The organism is Actinomycetospora succinea (genome assembly GCF_004363095.1).
Lineage (GTDB): Bacteria > Actinomycetota > Actinomycetes > Mycobacteriales > Pseudonocardiaceae > Actinomycetospora > Actinomycetospora succinea.
Genome location: NZ_SNYO01000001.1, coordinates 86,924 through 109,992, shown reverse-complemented (window position 1 = coordinate 109,992; position 23,069 = coordinate 86,924). Strand labels below are relative to the sequence as shown.

Annotated in this window: 27 protein-coding genes and 1 tRNA gene; 8 read left to right on the top strand and 20 right to left on the bottom strand. The window is 74.7% G+C overall.

The window, feature by feature from the left end; all coding sequences use genetic code 11:
- Positions 1-17: 17 nt before the first annotated feature.
- The 6 genes from EV188_RS00560 to EV188_RS00535 form a co-directional block, all read right to left on the bottom strand.
- Positions 18-395, bottom strand: coding sequence for a nitrile hydratase accessory protein (locus EV188_RS00560; protein ID WP_133824317.1), 378 nt, complete (start codon positions 393-395; stop codon positions 18-20).
- Positions 392-985 (bottom strand): nitrile hydratase subunit alpha, encoded by a 594-nt coding sequence (gene nthA, locus EV188_RS00555; RefSeq protein ID WP_133824316.1) that lies wholly within the window; start codon positions 983-985, stop codon positions 392-394. Before nthA ends, EV188_RS00560 begins: the two co-directional genes overlap by 4 nt.
- On the bottom strand, positions 982-1,671 hold the full coding sequence (gene nthB, locus EV188_RS00550) for a nitrile hydratase subunit beta (RefSeq protein ID WP_133824315.1): 690 nt from the start codon (positions 1,669-1,671) through the stop codon (positions 982-984). The genes nthA and nthB overlap by 4 nt, the downstream gene beginning before the upstream one ends.
- 65 nt (positions 1,672-1,736) lie before the next feature.
- Complete coding sequence (locus EV188_RS00545) at positions 1,737-2,210, bottom strand: MSMEG_0572/Sll0783 family nitrogen starvation response protein (protein WP_243741384.1); 474 nt, start codon at positions 2,208-2,210, stop codon at positions 1,737-1,739.
- A gap of 81 nt (positions 2,211-2,291) precedes the next feature.
- Positions 2,292-2,561, bottom strand: coding sequence for a hypothetical protein (locus EV188_RS00540; protein ID WP_133824313.1), 270 nt, complete (start codon positions 2,559-2,561; stop codon positions 2,292-2,294).
- A gap of 1 nt (position 2,562) precedes the next feature.
- Positions 2,563-3,909, bottom strand: coding sequence for an FAD-dependent oxidoreductase (locus EV188_RS00535; RefSeq protein WP_133824312.1), 1,347 nt, complete (start codon positions 3,907-3,909; stop codon positions 2,563-2,565).
- A 139-nt stretch (positions 3,910-4,048) separates the two neighbouring features.
- On the opposite strand from EV188_RS00535, the gene EV188_RS00530 reads away from it, so the two are divergent.
- The gene (locus tag EV188_RS00530) at positions 4,049-4,651 is read left to right on the top strand and encodes a helix-turn-helix domain-containing protein (RefSeq protein ID WP_133824311.1); all 603 of its coding nucleotides are present in this window, start codon (positions 4,049-4,051) and stop codon (positions 4,649-4,651) included.
- On the opposite strand, the gene EV188_RS00525 is transcribed toward EV188_RS00530, so the two are convergent.
- The 7 genes from EV188_RS00525 to EV188_RS00495 are packed head-to-tail and all read right to left on the bottom strand — an operon-like array spanning position 4,582 to position 12,258.
- Positions 4,582-5,364 carry an oxamate carbamoyltransferase subunit AllH family protein gene (locus tag EV188_RS00525; protein WP_133824310.1) on the bottom strand — a complete coding sequence of 261 codons (783 nt, stop codon included), beginning with the start codon at positions 5,362-5,364 and terminating at the stop codon, positions 4,582-4,584. The two genes, EV188_RS00530 and EV188_RS00525, sit on opposite strands and share 70 nt — an antisense overlap.
- Entirely contained in the window at positions 5,361-6,758 is a 1,398-nt protein-coding gene (locus EV188_RS00520) for a YlbE family protein (RefSeq protein ID WP_133824309.1), read from the bottom strand. The genes EV188_RS00525 and EV188_RS00520 overlap by 4 nt, the downstream gene beginning before the upstream one ends.
- Positions 6,755-8,266 (bottom strand): argininosuccinate lyase, encoded by a 1,512-nt coding sequence (gene argH, locus EV188_RS00515; protein ID WP_243741382.1) that lies wholly within the window; start codon positions 8,264-8,266, stop codon positions 6,755-6,757. The genes EV188_RS00520 and argH overlap by 4 nt, the downstream gene beginning before the upstream one ends.
- Positions 8,263-9,237 (bottom strand): 1-aminocyclopropane-1-carboxylate deaminase/D-cysteine desulfhydrase, encoded by a 975-nt coding sequence (locus EV188_RS00510; RefSeq protein ID WP_166659660.1) that lies wholly within the window; start codon positions 9,235-9,237, stop codon positions 8,263-8,265. The genes argH and EV188_RS00510 overlap by 4 nt, the downstream gene beginning before the upstream one ends.
- A complete protein-coding gene (locus EV188_RS00505) occupies positions 9,234-10,565 on the bottom strand; it encodes a class-II fumarase/aspartase family protein (protein ID WP_133824307.1) in 1,332 nt (443 codons plus the stop codon). The genes EV188_RS00510 and EV188_RS00505 overlap by 4 nt, the downstream gene beginning before the upstream one ends.
- Positions 10,550-11,473, bottom strand: coding sequence for a DUF7714 family protein (locus tag EV188_RS00500; RefSeq protein ID WP_133824306.1), 924 nt, complete (start codon positions 11,471-11,473; stop codon positions 10,550-10,552). The genes EV188_RS00505 and EV188_RS00500 overlap by 16 nt, the downstream gene beginning before the upstream one ends.
- Positions 11,470-12,258 (bottom strand): phosphosulfolactate synthase, encoded by a 789-nt coding sequence (locus EV188_RS00495; protein ID WP_133824305.1) that lies wholly within the window; start codon positions 12,256-12,258, stop codon positions 11,470-11,472. The genes EV188_RS00500 and EV188_RS00495 overlap by 4 nt, the downstream gene beginning before the upstream one ends.
- A gap of 64 nt (positions 12,259-12,322) precedes the next feature.
- Here EV188_RS00495 and EV188_RS00490 point away from each other — a divergent pair, with 64 nt between their 5' ends.
- Complete coding sequence (locus EV188_RS00490) at positions 12,323-13,300, top strand: AIR synthase related protein (RefSeq protein ID WP_166659659.1); 978 nt, start codon at positions 12,323-12,325, stop codon at positions 13,298-13,300.
- A 5-nt stretch (positions 13,301-13,305) separates the two neighbouring features.
- On the opposite strand, the gene EV188_RS00485 is transcribed toward EV188_RS00490, so the two are convergent.
- Complete coding sequence (locus EV188_RS00485) at positions 13,306-13,626, bottom strand: hypothetical protein (protein WP_133824303.1); 321 nt, start codon at positions 13,624-13,626, stop codon at positions 13,306-13,308.
- An 86-nt stretch (positions 13,627-13,712) separates the two neighbouring features.
- Between EV188_RS00485 and EV188_RS00480 the strand changes: the two genes are divergently transcribed.
- Positions 13,713-14,105 carry an OsmC family protein gene (locus EV188_RS00480; RefSeq protein WP_133824302.1) on the top strand — a complete coding sequence of 131 codons (393 nt, stop codon included), beginning with the start codon at positions 13,713-13,715 and terminating at the stop codon, positions 14,103-14,105.
- Here EV188_RS00480 and EV188_RS00475 read toward each other — a convergent pair whose 3' ends face one another.
- The gene (locus EV188_RS00475; protein WP_133824301.1) at positions 14,106-14,627 is read right to left on the bottom strand and encodes a hypothetical protein; all 522 of its coding nucleotides are present in this window, start codon (positions 14,625-14,627) and stop codon (positions 14,106-14,108) included.
- Between the two features lie 107 nt (positions 14,628-14,734).
- Here EV188_RS00475 and EV188_RS00470 point away from each other — a divergent pair, with 107 nt between their 5' ends.
- Positions 14,735-15,499 (top strand): bestrophin-like domain, encoded by a 765-nt coding sequence (locus EV188_RS00470; RefSeq protein ID WP_243741500.1) that lies wholly within the window; start codon positions 14,735-14,737, stop codon positions 15,497-15,499.
- Positions 15,500-15,503: 4 nt separating this feature from the next.
- On the opposite strand, the gene EV188_RS00465 is transcribed toward EV188_RS00470, so the two are convergent.
- Entirely contained in the window at positions 15,504-17,057 is a 1,554-nt protein-coding gene (locus EV188_RS00465) for a thiamine pyrophosphate-binding protein (RefSeq protein WP_133824299.1), read from the bottom strand.
- A 98-nt stretch (positions 17,058-17,155) separates the two neighbouring features.
- Between EV188_RS00465 and EV188_RS00460 the strand changes: the two genes are divergently transcribed.
- Together EV188_RS00460 and EV188_RS00455 are read left to right on the top strand one after the other, a co-directional pair.
- Positions 17,156-17,683 carry a pyridoxamine 5'-phosphate oxidase family protein gene (locus tag EV188_RS00460; RefSeq protein ID WP_166659658.1) on the top strand — a complete coding sequence of 176 codons (528 nt, stop codon included), beginning with the start codon at positions 17,156-17,158 and terminating at the stop codon, positions 17,681-17,683.
- A complete protein-coding gene (locus tag EV188_RS00455; protein WP_133824297.1) occupies positions 17,680-18,873 on the top strand; it encodes an FAD binding domain-containing protein in 1,194 nt (397 codons plus the stop codon). The genes EV188_RS00460 and EV188_RS00455 overlap by 4 nt, the downstream gene beginning before the upstream one ends.
- A gap of 4 nt (positions 18,874-18,877) precedes the next feature.
- On the opposite strand, the gene EV188_RS00450 is transcribed toward EV188_RS00455, so the two are convergent.
- Positions 18,878-19,645 carry an SIR2 family NAD-dependent protein deacylase gene (locus EV188_RS00450; protein ID WP_133824296.1) on the bottom strand — a complete coding sequence of 256 codons (768 nt, stop codon included), beginning with the start codon at positions 19,643-19,645 and terminating at the stop codon, positions 18,878-18,880.
- 128 nt (positions 19,646-19,773) lie between these two features.
- Here EV188_RS00450 and EV188_RS00445 point away from each other — a divergent pair, with 128 nt between their 5' ends.
- Positions 19,774-20,295, top strand: a complete 522-nt coding sequence (locus EV188_RS00445; protein WP_133824295.1) for a hypothetical protein — start codon at positions 19,774-19,776, stop codon at positions 20,293-20,295.
- On the opposite strand, the gene EV188_RS00440 is transcribed toward EV188_RS00445, so the two are convergent.
- Positions 20,292-20,726: a DUF6194 family protein gene (locus EV188_RS00440; protein WP_133824294.1), complete on the bottom strand. Its 435-nt coding sequence runs from the start codon at positions 20,724-20,726 to the stop codon at positions 20,292-20,294. The two genes, EV188_RS00445 and EV188_RS00440, sit on opposite strands and share 4 nt — an antisense overlap.
- Before the next feature lie 234 nt (positions 20,727-20,960).
- Here EV188_RS00440 and EV188_RS00435 point away from each other — a divergent pair.
- Positions 20,961-21,033 (top strand) — tRNA-Arg (locus EV188_RS00435).
- Positions 21,034-21,132: 99 nt separating this feature from the next.
- On the opposite strand, the gene EV188_RS00430 is transcribed toward EV188_RS00435, so the two are convergent.
- Together EV188_RS00430 and EV188_RS00425 are read right to left on the bottom strand one after the other, a co-directional pair.
- Entirely contained in the window at positions 21,133-21,804 is a 672-nt protein-coding gene (locus EV188_RS00430) for a hypothetical protein (protein ID WP_133824293.1), read from the bottom strand.
- A gap of 126 nt (positions 21,805-21,930) precedes the next feature.
- The gene (locus EV188_RS00425; RefSeq protein WP_133824292.1) at positions 21,931-22,968 is read right to left on the bottom strand and encodes a Kelch repeat-containing protein; all 1,038 of its coding nucleotides are present in this window, start codon (positions 22,966-22,968) and stop codon (positions 21,931-21,933) included.
- Positions 22,969-23,069 lie beyond the last annotated feature (101 nt).

The window sequence follows — 23,069 nt, the reverse complement described above, 5'->3', positions numbered from 1 at the left end:
GGGGCAGTTCCGGCGGACTAGTGACCGTGCCCGTGCCCGTGCTCGTCGTCCCGGTGGTCGTGACCGGCCGGGCGCGCGGCGAGCTCCGTCGAGCGCGCCGCGACGTCGTCGCCGCCCAGCGCCCCGCCGTCGACGAGCACGTCCTCGAGGGCATCGAGCCAGCAGGCGTAGTAGCGGAACTCCGGGGCCCCCGGGCCGCCCGCGCCGTGCTCCGCCTCCCACGCCGCGATCCGGGCGACGAGACGGTCGCGGAACGCGTCCCACGTGAAGGCGCCCGCGTCGGCCAGCGACACCGCCATCCCGAACGCGCGGCTCTCCCACGGCTCGGCGAACACCAGCTCGCCGTTGGCCCGCGGCGGCGCGGCCGGGCCCGCGGTGTCGAGCACGGCGGTCACGGCGCCGCCACCACCGCGACGCCCACCATCGCGTCCCGCGTGACCAGCGGGGTGAGCGCCTCGGCGTCCCACCCGTCGGTGCCGGCGGGGCGCTGCGGGAGCACGAGGTAGCGCACCTCGGACGACGAGTCCCACACCTCGATCTTCTTGTCCGCGGGCACGTCCAGGCCCATCTCGTGCAGGACCTTGCGGGGCTCGCGGACGACGCGGGCGCGGTAGGCCGGGTCCTTGTACCAGCTCGGCGGCAGGCCGAGCACCGGCCACGGGTAGCACGAGCAGAGGGTGCAGACGACCACGTGGTGGACGTCGTCGGTCTGCTCGAGCACGACGATGTGCTCGCCCTGGGGGCCGCCGAAGCCGAACTCCTTGATCGCGGCGGTGCCCTCGGCGAGCAGGCGCTCCTTGTACTCCGGGTCGGTCCACGCCGCGGCGACGACCTTGGCACCGTTGAGCGGGCCCACGTCCTGCTCGTAGGTCTTGATGAACTTGTCCATCACCGCGGGGTCGATCAGCCCCCGCTCCACCAGCAGCGACTCCAGCGCCTCGGTGCGCTGCGCGGGCTCGGGACGACGGGTCGGGGCGTCGGTCACCGGTCGGCCTCTTTCTCGGAGATCTTGGCTAGATAGCTCTCGAACAGATCGACGTGCAGGGTGAACGGCTCCGCGTCGTCACCCCAGAGCTCGGTGGACGGGAAGCCGACGGTGTAGACGTACTGCGGGTTCTCGCCCTGGAACACCGCGTGGGTGTCGGGCAGCAGGTGGCCCGGGCGCACCGCGGTGACCGTGCCGCGGCGGCCGCGCACGTAGCCGGGGAGCTTGGACGGTCCCTGCGGGCGGGGGGTGTTCGTGGTCCGCACCGCGTCGCCCGCGGCGAAGGCCGGCGGCCCGTCGATCTCGCGCAGCGAGCCCGGCCCGGTCGGGGCGTAGTCGGGCTTCTGCGGCTCGGGGAACGCGGGCTCCTCGACGTCGTCGCCGGCGAGCGTCCGCGCCCGCGCGTCGACCGCCCCCGGCGCGAGGATGTTGCTGTCCTGCAGCATCAGCTCGGCGGCGTTGAGCCAGCGGCCGTAGTAGCCGTCGGCGAGGTACGACACCGGGTCGAGGCGTTCGAGCGCGTACCGGAACGCGTCGAGGTTGCGCCCCGAGATGCGGCCCATGGTCAGGATCGTCATCGCGAAGCTGCGGCCCTCCCACGGCTCGGAGAACGGCGGCTCGTCGGGCGTCGGGACCTTGGCCGGACCCCACCCCGGCGACCCGCCCATGTCGGCCAACGGATCCACGGGAACTCCTCACTCGCACCGGAGCCGGGGCGGCGCCGGACGCGCCGCCCCGTCGCCACCACCGGTCAGACGGTCCAGGTCTGCATCACGAGCGCACCTTCGCGCCGCGCGGTCAGCTGGGCGTCGAGGACGTCCAGCGGGTTGATCGGCTTGACGCCCTCCATCATGTCGACCTCGCGCATGCCGTAGAGCATCGCCGCCGAGAACCGACAGGCGTAGACCTTGCCGCCCTCGTTCATGAAGGTCGTCAGCTGCTTGTTGTAGCCCAGCGCCCCGGGGAACGCCTCGTCGCCGACCTTCGGGAAGCCGCGCGACGCCGACGCCATCAGCGAGCCTGGCCCGAAGAGCACGATGCTGGTGTCGAAGCCCTTCCGGTTGACCCGGGTCGCGGTCAGCATGTTGACCAGCCCGACGGAGCCCTCGAAGGGCACCGTGTGCATGAAGATGTAGGCCTTCTCGCCCGTCTCGGCCTGGATGTCGTCGAAGACCTTGTCCTCGTAGTCGACGATCGCGTCGCCGGGGCTGACACGTTCACCCACGATCTGGACCACTGGTACCCCTCGTCTCTGTCTGCGGTGGTGCTCCCGGCGGGTGGGTCCCGCCGCTGTCCGGTGGGGCCGTCAGACGGCCGGGTCGCGGGGCGCCGGCGGCGGCGCCCAGGTCTGGCGGTGGCTGCCGGGCATCGCGCGGAGGATCCGGTGGCGCAGGGGCCACGGGAGCGCGCGGTAGACCGGCGCGAACACGCGCAGCCACGCGAGCTCGAGGGGCCCGTGCGGGCGGCGCGGCCCGCGGGTGCCCGGGTAGCGCTTCGCGAGCTGCTCGTGGGCGCCGACCATGAGGTAGTGCTGGGAGTTCTCGCGCAGCCAGCGGGAGAACGACGAGCGGGCCATCTCAGAGCTTCCCGGCCTTGCGCAGCTCGTCGAGCCCGTTGGTCGCCGCGACGACGATCGGCTCGTTGAGCGCCCCGATCGCCGGCGAGTAGACGTTCTCCATCGTCGACAGGTCGTGGAACGTGAAGCCGTGCTTGACGGCCATCGCCAGGAAGTCGGCGCGCTCCTTGATGCCCTCCTGGCCCACCATCTGCGCCCCGATGAGCCGCAGGCTGCCGGGCTCGGCGAGCAGCTTGACCTTCACCGGCTTCACGCCCGGGTAGTAGCGCGCCCGCGAGATGCCCTGGGCCTGCCCGAGCACGTACGGGATGCCGAGCGCGGTCGCCGTGGTCTCGCCGAACGACGCGCCGCCGATGACCCACTTGCCCGCCGGCGTGCCCCACGGCACGTAGACGGCCTTGTAGGCCCGGGTGCCGCCGCCCGCGTTGACGCCCGCGGTCTTGCCCTGCGCGTAGGCGTGGCTGCCGGTGAGCCCCTGCAGCGGCACCCGCGTGAGCCCGTGCGGGACCTCGACGGCGTCGCCGGCGGCGAACACGCCGGGCACCGAGGTGGCCATCCGCTCGTCGACGACGATCCCGCCGGTGGAGCCGATCTTCAGGCCCGCCGCGGCGGCGAGGCGCGCGTTCGGCGTCTTGTGGGTCGCGACGACGACCAGGTCGCATGGGAGCTCGCCGTCGGAGGTCGCCACGGCGCTGACGTGGCCCTGCCCGACGAAGCCCTTCAGTGTGGTGTTGAAGTGCGCGACGACCCCGAGCTCGCGCCACGACTCCTCGACCGGCGCCATGATGTCCGCGTCGGCCATGTCGGCGAGCGGCCAGGGGTTCGGGTCGATGAGGTGGGTCTCGATGCCGCGGTGGGCCAGCGAGGTGGTCATCTCGACGCCGAGCGGGGTCGCGTGGACCACCACGGCCCGCTTCACGGAGTCGAGGACCTTGTCCCACTCCATCGCCGCGCGGATGTTCTTGACGTAGTAGAGGCCCTCGAGGTCGCCGCCCGGGACGCCCGGGTCGGCGTACTCGAACCCCGTGGCGACGATGAGGGTGTCGTAGCCGACGGTGCCCTCGCCCGTGACCTGCACGGTCCGCGCGGCGGTGTCGATGCCGGTCACCGACGTCTCGTAGTGGACGTCGATGCCGACCTGGACGTACTGCTCCTTGGTGGCCAGGAACAGCCGCTCGAAGTCCGGGATCTCCTGCCCGTGGACGTAGGGGATCCCGCAGGGGCTGTAGGCGACGTCCTCGAACTCGGTGTAGACGACGACCTCGGCGTCCGGGTCGGCGGCCTTCACCCCGCCCGCGGAGCCCAGGCCGGCGGCACCGCCGCCGATGATCACGGTCTTGTGCGGCACGCGGACCCTTTCGTCTCGACGCCCTACGATGCGTGGCTGCGAGCCGGTCGACGCCGCGCGCCGGATCCGACATGATGTCCACCAAAGTTGATGCGTGTTGACCATACTGACCGCGTCGTGCGTGTCAAGGAGTAGCGCCATGGCCCGATCAGCAGCCGAGCCCACGGGCCCTGCCGAGACGCCGCCGGTCTGGGAGACGGTCGTCGACGCGATCGGCCCGAAGGTGCGTGACCTGCGCCAACAGGCCGGTCTGTCGCTGCAGCAGCTCGCGCGCCGCGCCGATGTCTCGGCCGCCGCCATCCACAAGGTCGAGCGCGGCGACATGGTCCCGACGATCACGACGCTGCTGAAGCTCGCCGACGCCCTCGAGCGGCCCATCGCCCACTTCGTCGGCGACGAGGCGCCCACCGCCGTGGCGAGCGTGGTCGCGGCGGGGGCGGGTGCGGAGACCACCGGCGACGGCACCACGCGGACGGCGATCACCGCCGCGCCGGAGCGCTTCCGGCTCGGCGGCGCCGCGGTCGTCGTGGACGCCGGCGCCGAGGGCACGTCCGGCGGGCCGCAGGCCGGCGAGGAGCTGGTGCACCTGCTGGAGGGCGCGCTCGAGGTCGAGGTGGCCGGGGAGCGGCACGTCCTGGGTGCGGGCGACACCATCCAGTTCCCCGCCGACCGTCACACCCGGTGGCGCAACCCCGGACCGGCGTCGGCGCGCGCGGTCTGGCTGACCACCCGGGGCAGCTGACCCAGGCCCAGCGCCATCCCCGCCGCGAGGTGCCGGCCCGAGTCGGCGCCGAGGGCGTGCAGGCGCGCCAGCGCGCGCGACGCCGCGTCCCGGTCGCCGGCGGCCACCGCGCCCAGCCAGTCGTGCGCGGGCGCGACCGACTGCCCCCGGGCGGCCCAGGCCAGGAACGCCCGCGCGACCTCGGTGGTCGGCACCGACGCGCACACCGCCGTCAGACGCTCCTCCACCGCCGGCCCGCCCGCGGCCCGGTCGACGAGGACCACGCCGGCGAGGACGTCGTCGCCCGCCGGGGTCAGGCCGGGGCCGCGCCCGCCGACGGCCCCGACCAGGGCGTCGAGCCCGGAGCCGAGGGCCCGCGCCGCCGCGACGATCACCTCGCCCGGCACCAGCGCCTCCCGGACCAGCGCGTCGTCCCGGGCCGCGAGCTCGAGCGGGCCCGGCGACGTCCCCCACCACACCGCGCCCGGCCCGCGCAGCGCCCACTGCCGGCCGGCGAGCCGGCTCCCGTCGCCCGTGACCGCCTCGCCCACCCGGCACGGCGGCAGCGTCGTGCAGCGGACGTGCACCGGTCCCGGCTCGACCCCGGGCGCCACGAGCGCGACCAGGGCGTCCCCGAACCGCAGGTAGGCGGCCTTGCGGTGCACCGACACGACGCGCCCCGACACCGGCCGGCGCAGCAGCCCGGCCGCGCCGAGGCCCGCGTCGACGATCACCCGGCCAGAGCGTAGAGCGCCTCGGTGAAGCACTCCAGCGGTGCCGTCGCGACCCCCGCGCCGACCTGCCCCTGCCCCGAGGACGCCGCGAGGATCCCGGTGTTGACCTTCGGGGTCACGCCCGTCGCCACCACCTTGCGCAGGTCCACCCCGACCGGCGTCCCGGCGAACCCCGCGGCGGGCAGCGTGAACCGGCTGCTCGACCCCACGCAGATGCGCCGGAACGCGTCGGTGGCCGCGGCGGCGTCGGCCATCGAGCCGCCGAGGAACGCCGCGACGGCCGGGGAGTTCGCGGCGGCGGGCCCGCCGAGCCCGACGAGCTCGAGGACGGCGCTGTCGCCGATGTCGGGCGCGGCGTCGTCCGGGCCGAGGCCGGAGTAGTAGAGCGCGTCGCCGACCGGGGGCGCGGCCGTCGTGTACCAGCGGTCGGAGCCCGGCAGGCGGATGCCGAACGTCGTGCCGTTGCGGGCCATCGACGTGACGATCGACGAGCCCGGCACCTGCGCGGCCCACAGCGTCAGCGCCTTCGCCGCGGCCATCGCCGGGGTGAGGAAGAACAGGTGGTTGCCGGCGAGGAAGTCGGCGAAGGGGGCGCGGACGTCGTCGGGCAGGGCCGCGACGTGCCCGAGCCAAGTGCGCGCGAGCAGGTTGGTGGCCGCCTGGGTGCGCATGTGCAGGTCGTCGCCCATGGCGATGCCCTGCGCCGCGACGGCGAGCACGTCGAGCGGCCCGGTGCGTTCCAGGATCGCCGCGAGGGCGGGGCCCGCGACGTCGCGCAGCAGCCGCAGGCGGGCGATCGCCGCGTCGGTGTCGCGCCCGAACCACGGCACCTCGCCCGGGCCCTGGTTGATCGGCGCGAACGCCCGCACGGGGCCGGGGCCGTCGTCCGGGGTCAGCTCGACGACCAGCACCGGCGCCGACGGCCCGACGGCGCTGGCCATCGGCACGACCATGTCGTGGTGGTTGGCGGGCTCGAGACGGACCCCGCCGTCGGCGAGCAGGCGGTCGGCCTCGCCGACGTCGGCGGCCCACCCCTCGGCGACGGTCGCGGCGCGCATCGAGCGGCGCAGCGGGTCGCAGGCGTGCGCCCAGTCGACCGCCGGGCCGCAGTGCAGCAGCATCCGCCCCTCGACGCCGGGTACGACCTCGTCGGCGCGGCGCACGGCGGTCAGGAACGGCACGCCGGTGTCGAGGCGGCGCAGGACCTCGGCGTTCGCGGTGTCGATCGCCGGGTCGGCGTACAGGCGGGTCAGCGCGCGCACGGCGTCCGGGTCGCCGCCGGCGGGCGGGCGCCAGTCGACGTGGGTGACGGTGCCGCCCTGCGCGCGGACGGCCTCGGCGAACATCGGCAGGCCGACGTTGACCACGGCGATCTCGTCGGGCAGGACTCTCATCGGGTCTCCTCCATCGCGGGGCTCGTGGCCTGCCGGACGGTCGCCAGCAGGGCGGTCTCGGCGCCGTCGAACGCGGCGAGGCGCTCGCGGGCCCGCGCGTCGAGGTCGTCGAGGCGGGCGGTGAGGTCGGCGGTCATCCGCGCGACCGCGGCGGGCGCGGCGCCGCCCTGGGCGTCGCGGGAGAGCACGATCCGCCAGGGGTCGAGGGCGCCGGTGAGGTCGGTCCCGGCGAGGCCGAGCGCGTGGCCGGTGTGCTCGACCGCGGCCCGGTCGAGCATCTCGCCGGTGATCTCGACGCCCGGAACGCCGGCCTTGCTGGCGGCGCGCACGGCGCGCCCGACCACGAGGTAGGCGGTGCGGTAGTCGACGTCGCAGGTCTGCACGAGGTGCTCGGCGAGGTCGGTGGCCTGGCTGTACCCGCCGCGGACCTCCTCGGCGAGCCGCTCGGCGTTGACGCGCAGGGTGCGCACGACGCCCGCGGCGAGGCGGGTGATGCGCAGTGTGAGGTCCAGGGCGCGCGGGACCTCGCCGTACGCGTAGATCAGGTTGTCGCTGCGCGCCGACGGGCTCTTGCTCACCGCGAGGAACCCCGACAGGCGCCCGATGAGCACCCCGGAGGCGCCACGGATGATCGAGAGCGAGTACGGGTTGCGCTTCTGCGGCATGAGCACGCTGGCGCGGGTGAAGCCGTGGTCGAGGTCGACGTAGTCGAACTCGCTCGACGACCAGATCTCCAGGTCCTCGGCGAGCTTCGACAGGTTCGACACGAGGCTCGACGCCACCGCGAGCACCGAGATCAGGCCGTCGACCTGCCACATCGCGTCGCGCGTGTGCTCGATGACGCCGTCGAACCCGAGCGACTCGGCGACGAACGCGCGGTCCTCCAGCAGGCGGGTGCCGTTGACGCAGCCGGCGCCGCCCGGGCTCGTGTCGACCCAGTCGAGCTCGGCGAGCAGGCGCTGCCCGTCGCGCACGGTCGAGTAGACGAACGACAGCAGGTAGTGCGCGAACGTCGAGGGCTGGGCGTGCTGGAGGTACGTCTGGTCGGGCATCACCGTCTCGGTGTGCTCCTCGGCGCGCGCCACGGCGTCGCGCCCGAACCGGACGGCCTCGGTGACGAGCTCGGCGATCTGGTGGCGGACGTGGAGGCGGAGCGCGATCCGCACGGCCTCGCGACGCGGCCGCCCGGCGTGCAGCCAGCCCGCGACGTCGCCGAGCTGCGAGACGAACCAGGCCTCGCGGGAGTTGTAGGGCTCCCCCAGCTCCGGGTCGTAGGGGAACTCCTCGGCCGGCGTGGCCTGGGCGACCAGCAGCAGCTCGAGCAGCGCCCGCTGTGCCGTCGGTGGCACGAGGCCGCGGCGGGACAGGTCGAGCACGTGCGCCATGTCCGCGAGGTTCAGCCCGCGGTGCAGGAACGGGGCGTCGGCGTTCTCCAGCGCGAACCCCGACGCGACGAGCTCGGGCGCGGGGCCGCCCACCGGCGGGCCCTCGTCGCGGTAGGTGCTCACGGTGCTCCATCCGTCGTATGTGAGCGAACTTCGGTGCTATGGCCCGGAAGTTCGCTCACAGGGGAGAGGGCGGACACGAGGCCGCCGGTGAACCACAGCAGGGCGGGGTCGGTCCCTAGATGTTCGACCGCCACCGCCGCTGCCTTCGCGCCGTAGGTGTCGTCGAGGAGCACGCCCTCGGTGCGCAGGACGAGGTCGGCGGCGGCCCGGTCGGCGGGCGACGCCACCCCGAAGCCGGGGCCGCGGGCGTCGACGATCGTCAGCTGCTCCGGGCGCGGCGGCGTCGAGCCCCGGAGCGCCGCGGTCTCGTGTGCCAGTCCCAGCACCTTCGCGGTGATCTCCTCGGGCGGGCGGCTCACCGACGCCCCGAGCACCTGCCAGTCGGTGCCCGCCAGCCCCGCGAGCAGCCCGGCGACGCTGCCGCCCGAGCCGACGGGGAGGACGACGGTCGGCGCCGCGGGCTCGCTCCACTGGTCGACGACCTCCGCCGCCGCGCACGCGAACCCCAGCGCGCCCATCGGCGTCGACCCGCCGCGCGGCACCGCCAGCGGCCGCCGCCCCTGGCGCGCGAGCTCGGCGCCGAGACGCTCGACCTCGCCGTCGACGCGGCCCCGATCCGCCGAGCCGAGGGGGTGGATGCGCGCGCCGGCGGCCGTCGCCAGCGCCAGGTTCGTCGTCCCGTGCGGGTCGCCCCACACCACCAGCTCGCAGTCCAGCCCCGCGACACGCGCCGCCTGGGCCGCGGCGGCGACGAAGTTCGAGTCGGGCCCGCCGCCGGTGACGAGCACGTCGCCGCCGCGGGCGAGGGCGTCGCCGAGCAGGTGCTCGAGCGCGCGGACCTTGTTGCCCGCCACGCCGAACCCGGTGAGGTCGTCGCGCTTGGTCCACAGCGGCCCGCAGCCCAGGACCGCGCGGAGCCGGTCGGCGCGCACGAGCGGGGTGGGCAGGACGCCGAGGGGGAACCGGGTCACGACACGCCCCGCGCCACGACGGCGTCCACCATCGCCACCGCCACCCGGTCCGCCGGGCGCGCGAGCCAGCCCCGGACCTCGTCACCGCCGGCGATCCCCCGCGCGGCGAGCTCCTCGGCGAGGTCGCCGCCGCCCGCGAGGATCTCCTGCAGCAGGTCCTGCGCGGCGTGCTTGCCCAGTCGCGGGGAGAGCGCCGCGAGCACGCGCTCCGAGCCGAGCCGGTCGCCGTGGCGTGCGAGGTTCGCCGCCATCGCGTCGACGTGCACCTCCAGCCCGTCGAGCAGGCTCCGCGCCAGCGACAGCGCCGTGCCGACGAGCAGGCAGACCTCGGGCAGCGCCGCCCACTCGGCCTTCCACCCGCGCCCGTCACGCTCGTGGGCGGCGACCATGCCCTCGAGCAGCACGCCGGCCGACGACCGCGCCAGGCGCGCGAGGGTGTCGAGGTGCTCGCTGACCTCGGGGTTGCGCTTGTGCGGCATGGTGATGCTGCCGACGGCGGTGGGGGTGGTGAGTTCCCGGAGCTCGCCGATCTCCGGGCGCGCCAGCTCGTAGACCTCACCGCCGATGCGCGCCAGGGTGCCGGCGACCATCGCGAGCACGCCCCCGAACTCGGCGACCCGGTCGCGGCTCGTCGTCCACGAGATCCCCGGGTCGTCCAGCCCGAGCTCCGCGCAGAACGCGGCGCGCACGGCGAGCGGGTCGACGCCCTCGTCGTCGTGGAAGGCCAGCGCGCCCACCGCGCCGGCGAGCTGGCCCACCTCCCAGCGCGCGCGGCCCTCGACGAGGCGCTGCCCGTGCCGGCGCAGCTCGTCGGCCCATGACGCCGCCTTGAGCCCGAAGGTCACCGGCGCCCCGGGCTGCCCGTGGGTGCGCCCGGCGATCGGGGTCGCCCGGTGGGTGGCGGCGAGCTCCAGCACGCGTTCCTCGAGCACGCGCACGTCGCGGCGCGCGATCGCCCCGACGTCGCGCATCACCGCGCCGAACCAGGTGTCGGTGACGTCCTGCACGGTCGCGCCGACGTAGACGTGCTCGCGCGCGGTCCCGGGCAGCACGGCCTGCAGGCCCCGGATCAGCCCGAGCGTGGAGTGCGACGTCGCGCGGGTCTGGGCGGCGACCGCGTCCCAGTCGAGCTCCTCGACCCGCGCCCGGAGCGCGATCTGCTCGGCGGCCTCGGCGGGCACGATCCCCGCCCGCGCCTGCACGCGGGCGAGCGCGACGAGGATGTCGAGCCACGCCTGCCAGCGGGCCTCCTCGCCGAGCAGCGCGGTGAGCTCGGGCGTGGTCCAGAGGTGGGCGTAGACGGGCGAGTCGGTCAGGCGGGCGACCACCGGGGCTCCTCCCGCAGCGCGAGCCGGCCGAGCGCCTCGCGGACGTGCTCGAGCGACGACCCCCACGGCACCGACACCCACCGCGTCGTCCCGTCCGGTCCCTCGACCGTGCCCTCCGCGAGCTCCTCCTGCTGCAGGCAGCACTTGGTGAGCACCGCCCCCGGGCCCTCGGCTGCGATCGCGGTCAGCGGGCAGGTGTCCGCCCCGGGCGCCTCGCGCCCGTAGAACCACCGGTGGATCTGCCGGGAGCGCTCGCAGCCCAGGAGCGTCCAGTCGGCCTCCGGCGGCCGCTCGTCGAGGTACGACACGGCAGCCCCGGGCACCTCGCCCCCGCCGCCGCGGCACGGCAGCAGGTAGTGCTCCGCGGGGTGCGCCGCGGCGAGGTCGGCCAGGTCGACGGCGTGCGGCGTGATCGCGATCGGCGGGAGGTCCTCGGAGAGCTCGAGCACGCGGCGGGCCTGGTCGGCGAGCTTCGCGGGCCGCGGCGGCACCACCTCCCGCACGGTGACCGGCAGCGGGCGGGCGTCGAGGATGAAGTTCACGTGCTCGTAGCGGCCCTGCACGACGACCGCGCGGTACCCCGGCGCCTCGGCCGCCGCGGCGGCGAGCAGCGTGGGCACCGCGGTGTCGAGCTCGGGACGGTGCAGCAGGACCGTCTCCTCCGGCCCCGCCAGCAGCCGGACGTCGACGATCGGGCTGAACAGCTCGTCATCCCCGGCGCGGGTCACGGCGAGCAGCGCCACCGGCCCGTCGTCGGTGTCGGGCGGGCGCACCACCAGGAACCGCGTCTTCCAGTACGCCTCGCGACCGAGGTAGCGCGCGCGCAGCGTCTCCTCGTCGTAGGGCAGCGGCGCCCGGGCCACGGCGACGCCGCGGTAGCGGCCGGGGACGAGATTGGGCGAGCTCATCGGCTCAGCTCCGCCGAGATGACGGCGCCGACGGTCGCCTCGGCCGTGTCCGAGCGCAGCCCCAGACGCAGTGTCTCCAGGCCCAGGACGTCGTCGAGCGCGATGTTGCCGAGGTTCACGTCGGGACCGAAGCGACGCACGAACCACGCCTGCTGGTGCGCGCGCGGCGCCTCGAACACGAGGTGCGCGGGCCCGACCGCGTCGGCCAGGGCGTCGACGACGTCCTCGCGCACGCCGCCGTCCGCGGCGAAGATCCCGACCGTGCCGCTCTGGCGGCCCTCGGCGACGACGAGGTGCGCGCCCGCCTCCCGGTCGGCGGCGGCCTCGTCGCGCCACTGGTCGAGGGTGTGCTGCTGGTCGGGGTCCTTGGCGCCGACCTCGGTGATCACGGCGAAGCGGTCCGCGGCCTGCCGGACCAGGGCGCGCTTGTCGGCGACGGTCATGGGCACCGTCCCGCGCGAGACCTCGACGTGGCGGAACCCGACCCCGCGGGCCCACGCCAGGCACTCCTCGGCGACGCCCTGCGCCCAGGCGATCTCCAGCAGCGTGCCCCCGAGGCACGACGCGACCCCGTGCTCACCGAGCACCGCGAGCTTCTCGGCGATCCGCGGGTCGACGTAGGCGGTGCCCCAGCCGGTCTTCCAGATGTCGACGAACGCCCCGGCGCCGGCGAGCAGGTCCGCCGCCGACGCCGGGCTCACGCCCGGGTCCAGGACGTGGGTGAGCCCGACCGTGCGGGGTGCGGACGACCGCGACGGCAGCGTCAGGAAGCTCGGGGTCGCCATGAGCCGATGTTAGATCACATAATGGATGACCACACACCATCGTTGACGACGGGACGTGACCCCGGTGCCTGCTGCCGAAGCCCCTGCGCGCGACCTCACCGCGCTCGCCCACCGCGTCGCGACCCATCCCGGCACGCGGGGGAAGGCCGCGATCGGGCTGGTCAGCGAGGTCTTCGGCGGCGCGGACTGGCTGCGGGGGCCGGGTGACGACGGGGCGGTCGTGGAGACCGGCGGCGGACGGGTCGTCGCCTGCGGCGAGGCGCTGTGGCCGCCGTTCGTGGCCCGCGACCCCTGGGGCGCCGGGTTCGCGGCGGTGCTCACCAACGTCAACGACGTCGCCGCGATGGGCGCCGAGCCGCTCGGCATCGTCAACACGGTCAGCGCGTCGGAGGGTCACGCCCGCGCCGCCCTCGAGGGCATGAAGCGGGCCTGCGCGCTCTACGACGTCCCCGTCCTCGGCGGCCACCTGACGAGCCACGACGGGGAGCCGTCGGTGTCGGCGTTCGCGCTGGGCTCGGTGGACGCGCCGCTCTCGACCACGCACGTCGCAGCAGGCCAGAGCCTCGTCGTCGCCGCCGCCCTCGACGGCGCCATGCGTCCCGACTTCCCGTTCTTCCCCGCGTTCGAGCAGCGCGGCGAGCGGTGCGCGGGCGACGTGCGGGTGCTCGCGGCGCTCGCGCGGTCCGGGGCCGCCGTCGCGGCCAAGGACGTCAGCATGGCGGGCCTCGTCGGGTCGCTGGCGATGCTGCTCGAGTGGGGCACGTTCGGCGTGGAGGTGGACCTCGACGCCGTGCCCGCGCCCGCCGGTGTCGACGTCGGCGACTGGCTGACCTGCTTCCCGAGCTTCTGCTTCCTGCTCTGCACGCCCGCGGGGCGCGAGGCCGACGCGGTCGGCCCGTTCCACGAGCGCGGGCTCGAGGCCGCCGTCGTGGGACGCATCGACGACACCGGGCTGGTGCGCCTGCGCCGCGGCGACGAGGTGGCGACGGCGTTCGACCTCACGCGCGAGGGCGTCACCCGCCTGACGCGGGACGACCGGTGAGGGCCTCAGAGGGCGGCGCACCGGACCGGCGCGCCGCGCAGGGCCACGTCCGAGGCCAGGGCGAACAGGCGGATCACGCGGTCCGGACACCGCCACACGTGGTCGGACGCGAAGTCGAGCCACGCCTCCGGGGCCAGCACCTCGGCGCCCGTGTAGTCCAGCTCGCCCCAGGTCACGGCGATCTCGAACAGGTCGAGCACGGCGTCGGGGTCCGTCTCCACCGCGAGCAGCCGGTCGTGGTGGGCGCTGCGCCGCACCGACGGGGCGCAGCCGCAGTGGACGGCGCCGAGGTCGCTCGGCAGCGGAACGACGACGGAACGGGCCATGGGGACCTCCCCGACCAGGAAGCGGCTGTGACCCGAGCCACTGTGCTCCGCGGTGTTGCACCGGTGTTGCACGCCGGTGCGACGCGGTGAAACAGCGGTCCGTCGGCGCCGTCTGGGAGGGCGGCATGCGCTGCACGGTCGACGCCGGGGGCTTCCCGCTCACGGTCGACGAGCCGCCCGAGGCCGGCGGCACCGGGCAGGGTCCCCAGCCCACCGAGCTGCTGCTCGGCGCGGTCGCGTCGTGCTTCACCCTGGCCGTCGCGCACAGCGCCGCCAAGCGCGGGATCGACCTGCGCGGGCTGACGGTGACCGCGACGGGCACCTACGACGGCCCGCGCTTCACCGCGATCGCCGTCGCGGTGCACGCCGACGCCCCGCAGGGCGAGGAGCTCGAGCGCCTCGCCACTGCGGCCGAACGGGTCTGTTACGTCACCAACACCCTGCGCGGGAGCCCACCCGTCGAGGTGGTCGTGGGGTGATCAGGCGGCGAGCTTCGCCGCCTTCTTGTCCACCTTCGCCTCGGCCTGCGCCGCGCGCTTGTCGGCCTTGCGGACCGCCTTCTCGGCGCGCTTCTCCGCCTTCTTCTCCGCGCGGCGCTGACCGTTGCCCAGCACGAGCGCCGCACCGATGCCGAGCATCCAGATGTCCTTGGCGATGGGGGTGCCCTGCTGGGTCGGGCGCAGGTTGCCGTCGTGCATGCCCGGCGTGCGCAGGTAGAGCCCCAGCATCCCCGCGGAGAAGCCGGTCAGCGCGAGGCCGGCGAGGCGGCCGGGGACGAACGGCGCGAGCAGCGTGGTGCCGACGGCGATCTCCCCGGCGGCGAGGGCCTTGAGGAACGTGGGCGGGTCCATGTCCTTGAGGAAGGGGTAGGTGCCCGACGCGAAGCCGTGCAGCCCGGCTGCGGTCTCCTCGTCGCCGGACCACTTCTGGAGGCCCGAGTTGAGGATGAAGGCGCCGGTCGCGAGACGCTGCGGCACCTGGGCGAGGTCGAGAGAAGGCATGGCCTGATCGTGCGCCCGTGCCCGCGGGCGCGCAGAACCGGGGTCGGCACCGCGATCACCCGCTACGCTCCGCGCGTGCCCGCCGAGCACCTGGACCAGCGGTGACCATGCTGCCCGTCTGGCTGCTCTTCGTCCTGCTCGTCGTCGTGGGCCCGCTGCTGGTCACGGGCCTGCAGGTGCTGGTGCGCCGGCACTGGCCCCACCTCGCCGAGGGCGAGCACAACGACGTCGCCGGCTACCTGATCGCGATCGTCGGCGTCATCTACGCCGTGCTCCTGGCGTTCGTCGTCGTCGTGACGTGGCAGCAGTTCAGCCAGGCGAGCGAGGTCGTCGGCCAGGAGGCGAGCGCGCTGCGCGGTCTCTACCGCGAGAGCGTCGCGTTCCCGCCCGAGGTCCGCGCGCGGATCCAGGCCGACGTCCGCGACTACGCGACCGCGGTGATCACGCAGGAGTGGCCCGCGATGGGCCGCGGGGAGCCCGGTCACCCGGCGGTCGCCGCGGTGCTCGACCGCACCGCCGCGGACCTCGCCGCCCTGCCCACCGACACGCCGATCCAGCAGCAGTACGTCACCGTGGAGGCCGACCGGTTCGCCGAGGTCGTGTCGTACCGCTCCCAGCGCCTCGACTTCGTCGGGCAGGGCCTCCCGGGCGTCATGTGGGTGGCGCTGGTGCTCGGCGGGGTGGTCACGATCGCGTTCGGGATGATCTTCGGGCTCCGCAGCACCGCCCTGCACCTGTTCATGACCGGCAGCCTCGCGGCGACGATCGGCGTGCTGCTCTTCGTGGCCATCGCGATCGACCAGCCGTTCCTCGGCGACGTGGCGGTGCAGCCGACGCCGCTCCAGCGCGTCCTCGACGACTTCGCCCGCTGAGCCCTCACCCGCGGGTGGCGGCGAGGACGGCGGCGTAGCACCCGGGGTCGATCCGGGCGTCGACGAGCCGTGGTCCGCAGTGAGCCCCGGCCAAGACCGCGTCCAGCTCCGGGCGCGACGTGACGGTGTCCGCCGGCATCCCCATGGCGCGGGCCACGGCCGCGAAGTCGATCGCGCCGTAGCGCACCGCGTTCGCCGCGCCCTGCCCGGCGGTCTGCTTGATCTCGATCAGGCTGAGCGCAGCGTCGTCGAACACGACGACGGTGACGTCCAGGTCCAGCCGCACCACCGTCTCGAGCTCGGCGAGCGTCATCCCGAGCCCGCCGTCGCCGACGAAGCACACCACCGGCTCCCCCGGGCGGGCCAGCGCCGCCCCGATCGCGGCCGGCAGGGCGAACCCCATGGTGGCCAGCCCGTTCGAGATCAGGACGCGGCGCAGGGCCCGGGCCGGCCACAGCGGCATGGCGACGAGCATGTGCGCGCCGGCGTCGACGGTCAGCGTCGTCGCGACCGTCGCGTGCTCGGCCACGGCGCGCACCACGTCGTGCGGCGAGAACCCTGACCCGGCGGGCTCGAGGGCGTCGAGGGTGCGGCGGCGGTGCTCCGTGGCGGCCTCGGGGTCCCAGCGCGGGTCGAGGACCTCGAGCAGGGCCGGCAGGGAGCGGTCCAGCGGGCCGACGACGATCTCCGGCTCCCCGAACCACCGCCCGTCGACGGGCCCGGGGTGCAGCATCACGACCGGCGCGTCGTGGGACCAGGCGGACGGGATCGGCTCGACGGGGTCGACGCCGAGTGCGAGGACCAGGTCCGCGGCCTCGAGCAGCGGCCGCTCGAGCACCCCGCCGGTGAACAGCCCCGCGCTCGCGTCCTCGGGGACCGCGCCCTTGGCCTGGTAGGTGCCGAGCACGGGGACACGCGCCGCGAGCTCGGTGAGCCCGGGCGCGTCGACGCCCGCGGGCCCGACGAGCACCACCGGCCGGCGCGCTCCGCGGGCGAGGGCGAGCGCCCGGTCCAGGGCGGCAGCGTCGAGCTCCGGGACCGGGTCGAGCGGGGGCGGCGGCCCGCCGTCGACGGTCGGGTCGAGCTGGAGGTGCACGCCGCCCGGGCCGCGCCGTGCGAGGGCGACCGCCGCCTGCGCCACCGCCGCCGGCTCCCGCGTCCCGAGCGTGCCCGACCACAGGGCCAGCGGGCGGGTGGCCGCCTCCTGGTCCAGGCGCTGGTGGGCGACCCGCGCCGCCGTCGCGCCGGGGACGGCGTCGCTGACCAGCAGCAGCGGCGACCGGTCGAGCGTGGCCTGCGCGAGTCCCGTCGCGGCGGCCGTGACGCCCGGCCCGCGGGTGACGACGGCGGCGCCGACCGTCCCGGTGAGCAGGCCGTGGGCGCCGGCCATGATCGCCGCGGCGGTCTCGTCATGGGCGAGGACGAAGCGCAGGCCCTCCTCCTCGGCCGCGCCGACGACGTCGAGGTTCGCCCCGCCCCCGGGCACGCCGAACAGCACCGGCGTCCCCGCCTCCCGCCAGGCCCGCGCGAGGTGGACCGCCAGTGATCGTGCCGTCATGGGACTCCTGACCAGGCTCGACAGATCGTTGTGCACCCGATCACAGGAACCTACGCTCGGCCCGGAGGATCACGCCCACACCGTCGCGGGAGGCCGTCGTGGCCATCAGGGTCGCCAACATCAAGGACGTCTCCCAGGGCGTGCAGCCCGGGCAGTTCACGGTGGGTGACCGCCACGCCGTCGGACACCTCGGCGAGCTCGACGACACCTACCGCCAGCTCCTCGACCGCCCGGTCACGGCGACCGTGGCCGTCCTCGGCAGCGACGGGCTGCCCAACCTGACGCCGGTGTGGTTCGACTACGAGGGCGAGCTCGTGCTCCTCAACCTCGCGCACCACCGCAAGAAGGTGGACTGGCTGCGTGCCAACCCGCACGCGACGTTCCTGCTCATGAACCCCGACGACCCGTACCACTGGCTCTCGATCAAGACGACCGTGCACCGCGAGATCGCCGAGGACCACCCCACCGACGGGCAGCGGGTCACCGACCAGCTCAACAAGATCTGGCGCAAGTACACCGGCGACGACGGCGAGTACGGGCTGCGCGACGCCTCGGTGAACGAGAGCCGCATCCTCTTCGAGCTCTCCGTCGACAAGATCGCCACGTTCGGCGTGCCACCGACATGACGCTCCGGGTCGCCGTCGTCGGCGGCTCGATCGGCGGGATCACCGCCGCCCTGCTGCTGCGCGACCTCGGCTGCGACGTGCAGGTCTACGAGCGCTCGCGCTCCGAGCTCGACGCCCGCGGCGCGGGGATCGCGGTGCTCGACGCCACCGTGCGCTACTTCCTCGAGCGCGGCGGCGTCGACCCCGACGGGTTCTGCTCGCGCACGTCGGCGATCCGCTACCTGTGGCCGGACGGGTCGTGCCGGCACCGGATCGACCACGGCTACCGCTTCTCGTCGTGGAACGCGATCTACCGGGAGCTGCTGGCGCTCCTCGACGCCGACCGCTACCACCTCGGCCGCGAGATGACCGCGTTCACCGGCGACGACGCCGGCGCGCGGGTGACCTTCGCCGACGGCGCGACCGAGCACGTCGACCTGCTCGTCGCCGCCGACGGCATCAACTCCATCACCCGCGACCGGCTCTTCCCCGACGCGACCTCGCGCTACGCCGGCTACGTCGCCTACCGCGGCACGCTGGCCGAGGAGAAGCTGTCCGACGCGACGTTCGCCGAGCTCCGCGACGCGATCACCTACCAGGTGATCACCGACAGCCACATCCTCGTCTACCCCATCCCGGGCCCCGGCGGGACGACCGTGCCGGGCGAGCGGCTGGCGAATTTCGTCTGGTACCGCAACGTGGTCGACGGCGAGCCGCTGGACCGTCTCCTGGCCGGCCGCGACGGGCAGGAGCGCCGGGTGTCGGTGCCGCCGGGGATGCTCGCCGACGAGGCGGTCGACGAGTTCCGCGGCACCGCACGGCGCGAGCTCGCGCCGCCGATCGCCGAGGTCGTCGTCGGCGCCGAGGCGCCCTTCGTGCAGGCCGTCTACGACATCGAGGTCCCCGCGATGACCTCCGGGCGGGTCGCGGTGCTCGGCGACGCCGCGTTCGCGGTCCGGCCGCACGCCGCCGCGGGCACGGCCAAGGCCGCCGACGACGCGTGGGCGCTGGCCGACGCGCTGCGCGACCACGGCGGCGTCGATGGGGGCGACGTCACCACCGCGCTGGCGGCGTGGGAGGACGGGCGGCTCGCCGTCGGGCGCCGCCTCCTCGAGCGCTGCCGGGACATCGGCCGGCGCTCCCAGGTCGACAACACCTGGGACCCCGCCGACCCGACCCTGATCTTCGGGCTGCACGGCCCCGGCCGCTGACGCGTCAGAGCCCCTCGACGAGGCGCGGCAGGATCTCGCCGACGCCGCCGCGCAGCACCACGGTCGCGACGTCGTCGTACGGGGTCGGCTCGCCGTTGACGATGATCACCGCCGCCCCGGCCGCCGCCGCGAGGTCGACGACGCCGGCGGCCGGGTGCACCCCGAGCGAGGTGCCGACGGCGAGCAGGACGTCCGCGTCGACCGCCGCCTGCTGCGCGCGCCGGATGACGCCGGCGTCGAGGTTCTGGCCGAAGGAGATCGTCGCCGACTTGAGGATGCCGCCGCAGTGCGGGCACGGCGGGTCGTCCTCGCCGGCGGCGACGCGCTCGAGCGCCTCCCCCATCGGCGCGCGGACCCCGCAGCTCAGGCACTGCGTGTGGTGCATGGTCCCGTGCAGCTCGACGACGAGGTCGGGCGACGACCCCGCCGCCTGGTGCAGCTCGTCGATGTTCTGGGTGAGCAGGGCGGCCAGCCGCCCGGAGCGCTCGAGGTCGACCAGCGCCGCGTGCGCCGCGCCGGGGCGGGCGTCCCAGATCGGGTGCACCGCGCGCTGCCGCCACGCCTCGCGGCGGACCTCGGGGTCCTCGACGTAGGCCTGGATGGAGGAGAGGCGCTCGGCCGCCGGGTTGCGGGTCCACACGCCCTGCGGACCGCGGAAGTCCGGAATGCCCGAATCGGTCGACACCCCTGCTCCGGTCAGCACCGTCACCCGCCCGGCGCGGGCGAGGAGGGCTGCGGCACGTGCGACGTCGTCCTCGTCCTCGTGGCCCATGTCCCCACTGTCCCCCGACCGGGCGTGGGCTGTAACACGAGCTTCACTTGCCCCGAAACCACCCATGCGACGTCGCGAGCACCTCCGGGTGACGGAACCCCGGCTCCGGCGCGCAAGGGGAGGGTGTCGTGGGGACCCACCGTCAGTCGTCGTCGCGGGTCATCGGCGTGCACAGCCTGCCGACCGCCGTCATCTCGCTCATCAAGGAGCAGGCCGCCGTGCGCGGGCTCTACCGCGACCCGCTGCCCGAGGTGACGCACGCCGTGCGCACCGAGCTGGTCACGGGCACCACCGGCTGGTTCGGCCGCGGGCGCGAGAAGCGCCGGGCCACCGAGCTGCTGCTCACCCCCGACGTCCTCGTGGTCACCGACCGCGACCCCGACGCGCCGGACGCCGACGCGCAGGTCACGTTCCACCGCCTGAACCAGCTCGAGGTCGCCCGCGTCGAGCTGGGCCTCGAGCTGGTCGGCACGCCGGTCGGCGCCACCGAGCGCGGCGCGCGCGTCGTCGAGACCGACGGCGGCCCCGAGATCGACCGGTTCCACCGCGCCCTGCTCGAGGCGTCCGAGGACTCGCGGCGCGTCGACGTCCCGGCCTCGCGCTTCCCGGCCGAGTCCGAGTCGGTCTCGTACTCGCCCGAGTTCCACTAGTCCTCCCGGGACGACGTCCGACGCGGCCGGCGCGCACCCTCCCGCGCCGCCGCGTGGGCGTGGGCCTCGTCGATCAGCCCCTGCACCTGCGGCCACGTCCGGTCCGGGTTGAGGACGCAGACGAAGCCGTACGCGCCGTAGACGGGGTGCGGCATCAGCACGTCGAGCGCGGTGAGGTCGTGCTCGGCGCTCGCGTCGACGACCTCCTCGGCACGCTCCCGCGGCAGCCCGAGGTTCAGGCGGTAGACGCCGGGCCGGTCCAGGTCCGAGGCGGTGTCGTGCGCGTCGGACGTGACGATCGTGGCGAACCCGTGGCGCGGGCGCTCCTCGTAGGTGCCGTCCGGGTCGCAGATCGCGTAGACGTCGCCGTCCGCCTCGATGACCAGCGTGTCGGGGAAGCGCAGAGCGGCCGTGACGATCTCGAGGTCCATGCCCGCAGACGAGCACGTTTCCATGATCGCTCGTCCGCGTCGAGTGGTGCACGTCACACTCGCGAAGAGCGGTGACGACTCCGCCGTCGCTGGTGGCTCAACGGCCGGCGGAGCCGCCCCGACCGCCGGCCGTCGGCCAGCGGTGCCCAACCGTTTCCCGATGTGGCCACCGCACGAAACGGCCCGGCCGGGACGACGATCGCCGGGCGACCCCTGCCGTTAGGCTCCCCCTGGGCCCCCGTAGCTCAGGGGATAGAGCACGGCTCTCCTAAAGCCGGTGTCGCAGGTTCGAATCCTGCCGGGGGCGCCCAGTCCTGGCCGGCATCTGTGGCCACGTTGATGCCGCAGAGTCCGGCCTCACCCACGTACGAAGCGCGGGTTGCATGGCGGAGCGCGATGCGCCCGCTCAGTAGGTGTCGCAGCTGACGTTGACGTACTGGCCGCGGACCGTCTGCGTGTCCACCACACGATCCCCCTCGCGGATCGTGCAGGTGAGCTCGGCGCTCCCGCTGTCGACCCACCCACCGCCGGAGACCATTGCGCCCGTCCCGTCGTCGATCGTCACCGTCTGCCGCCAGGGCGAGGTCCGGTCGCGCTCGGAGTCCATCCCGCCGGTGGAGTTCGTCCAGTTGACGCTCGACAGGGAATCGAGGCCGGTGCTCGTCACCTCGAGCGTGTAGGTGCGCGGGCCGGCGACGTAGGGCTCCGACACGTTCGGCAGCCCGGCATCGGTGAACGCCCGGTCCAACTGGCGCACGTACATCTCGGTGAAGACGAAGGAGAGCACGACCCCGAGGACCGACAGGCCAAGGCCCACCGAGGCCATCACCACGCGGCTGCCGCGCCGCCGACCGACGATCACCGCGGCGATCCCGGTACCGATACCGACCAGCCCGGCGAGGATGCCGCCCTGGTTGAGCACGGGCAGCGGCGAGAGGCCCAGCGTCACCAGCCCGAGGACGAGAGCGGCGATCGCCCACCCGTTCGCCGAGGTCGGCGCCTGAGGCGACACCGGCGGCTGGCCCCAGGCACCGGGAGGCGGCGCCTGGTTCGGCGGGCCCTGGGCTGCGAGGTTCACGGTCGGGGCGTCGAGCGCATCAGCGTGCGGCGTGTGTCGGGGCCGCTCCCCGGCGTGACGGGTCACGCTGCAGACGTCGCAATTGTCCGGTCTGCCGTTACCGTCGGCCGCTTCCGACTCCTGTCGTCATGCGAGGAGTTCGCAGCTCCCGTCCTCGGCGCCGCCGACGACCAGCACGGAGTTGTCGGACAGGACCACCGCGGCGTGTCCCAGGCGTGGCCGGTTCATCGCGTCGAGCGGGCTCCACACGTCGGTGGTGACGTCGTAGGTGTAGCCGTCCGCCCGCACCCCGGTCTCGCCCTCACCGCCGATGACGAGCACGGTGGTCGAGTCGAGCGTCGTGGTCGTGTGGAGGTCGCGACGATCGGGAAGTGGCGCACGGCGGCTCCACCGTCCCGTCGACGCCGAGAAGTGCTCGACGATGTCGGTGTAGGTGTCGGTCTGGTCGCTGCCGCCGACCATCAGGGCGTCCACGTCGAGAACCGCCAGGCACTCGCCTGCGCGGTCCAGGCTGATGTGGGGGACGGCGAGCCGCCCGAGCGGTCGCCACGTTCCCTCGACCGGCTCGAACAGCTCGCAGGTCCGCGCGAGGTACTCGACGGGCACGCCTGCCGAGCCGATCGCCGTCCCGCTGCCCGAGCAGGCCAAGATCGAGCCGTCGGCGAGCGCCGCCACGAAGGCGTGCGCCCGGTCGTAGCCCGGGGTCGGCATCCGGGTCACCGAGCCGTCGGCGAGCGAGATCTGCACGAAGCGGCCCGTGCCGAGCGGGTCCAGCGGTGCGCGTGCTCCGCACACCACGTCGAGGTGGTCGGTCGAGAACCGCGCCCCGTCCGCCGCGGCCAGGTAGGGGTCAACGAGGTGTGACCGCCAGGTGGTCGTCGTGGCGTCCCAGATCTCCAGCCGGACGTCGCCGCCCGCGGGATCGCCGCCGATGAGGGCCGCGCCCTGATCGGTGGCCACCAGTTGCGGCCGCACGTGGACGCCGTGCAGCGCACCGGCGCTGGTCCACTGCCCGGTGGTCTGGTCGTACACCTCGGTGTCGAGCACTCCCGACCCGTCGGCACCCAGCCCCCCGGCGACGAGGACCCGCGCGTCGTCGAGCCTCGTCGCGCCGAACGCCCCGCGGGGAGTCAGCAGCGACCCCGTGAACGTGAATCCCGCCATGCCACGGCCCTCCCCCGGTCGACGTCGTCAGGATCATCCGGCTCGTCGGGGCGCCCCTCACACCACCGGCAGGGCGAACGACGACTCGCCCACGGCTTCCC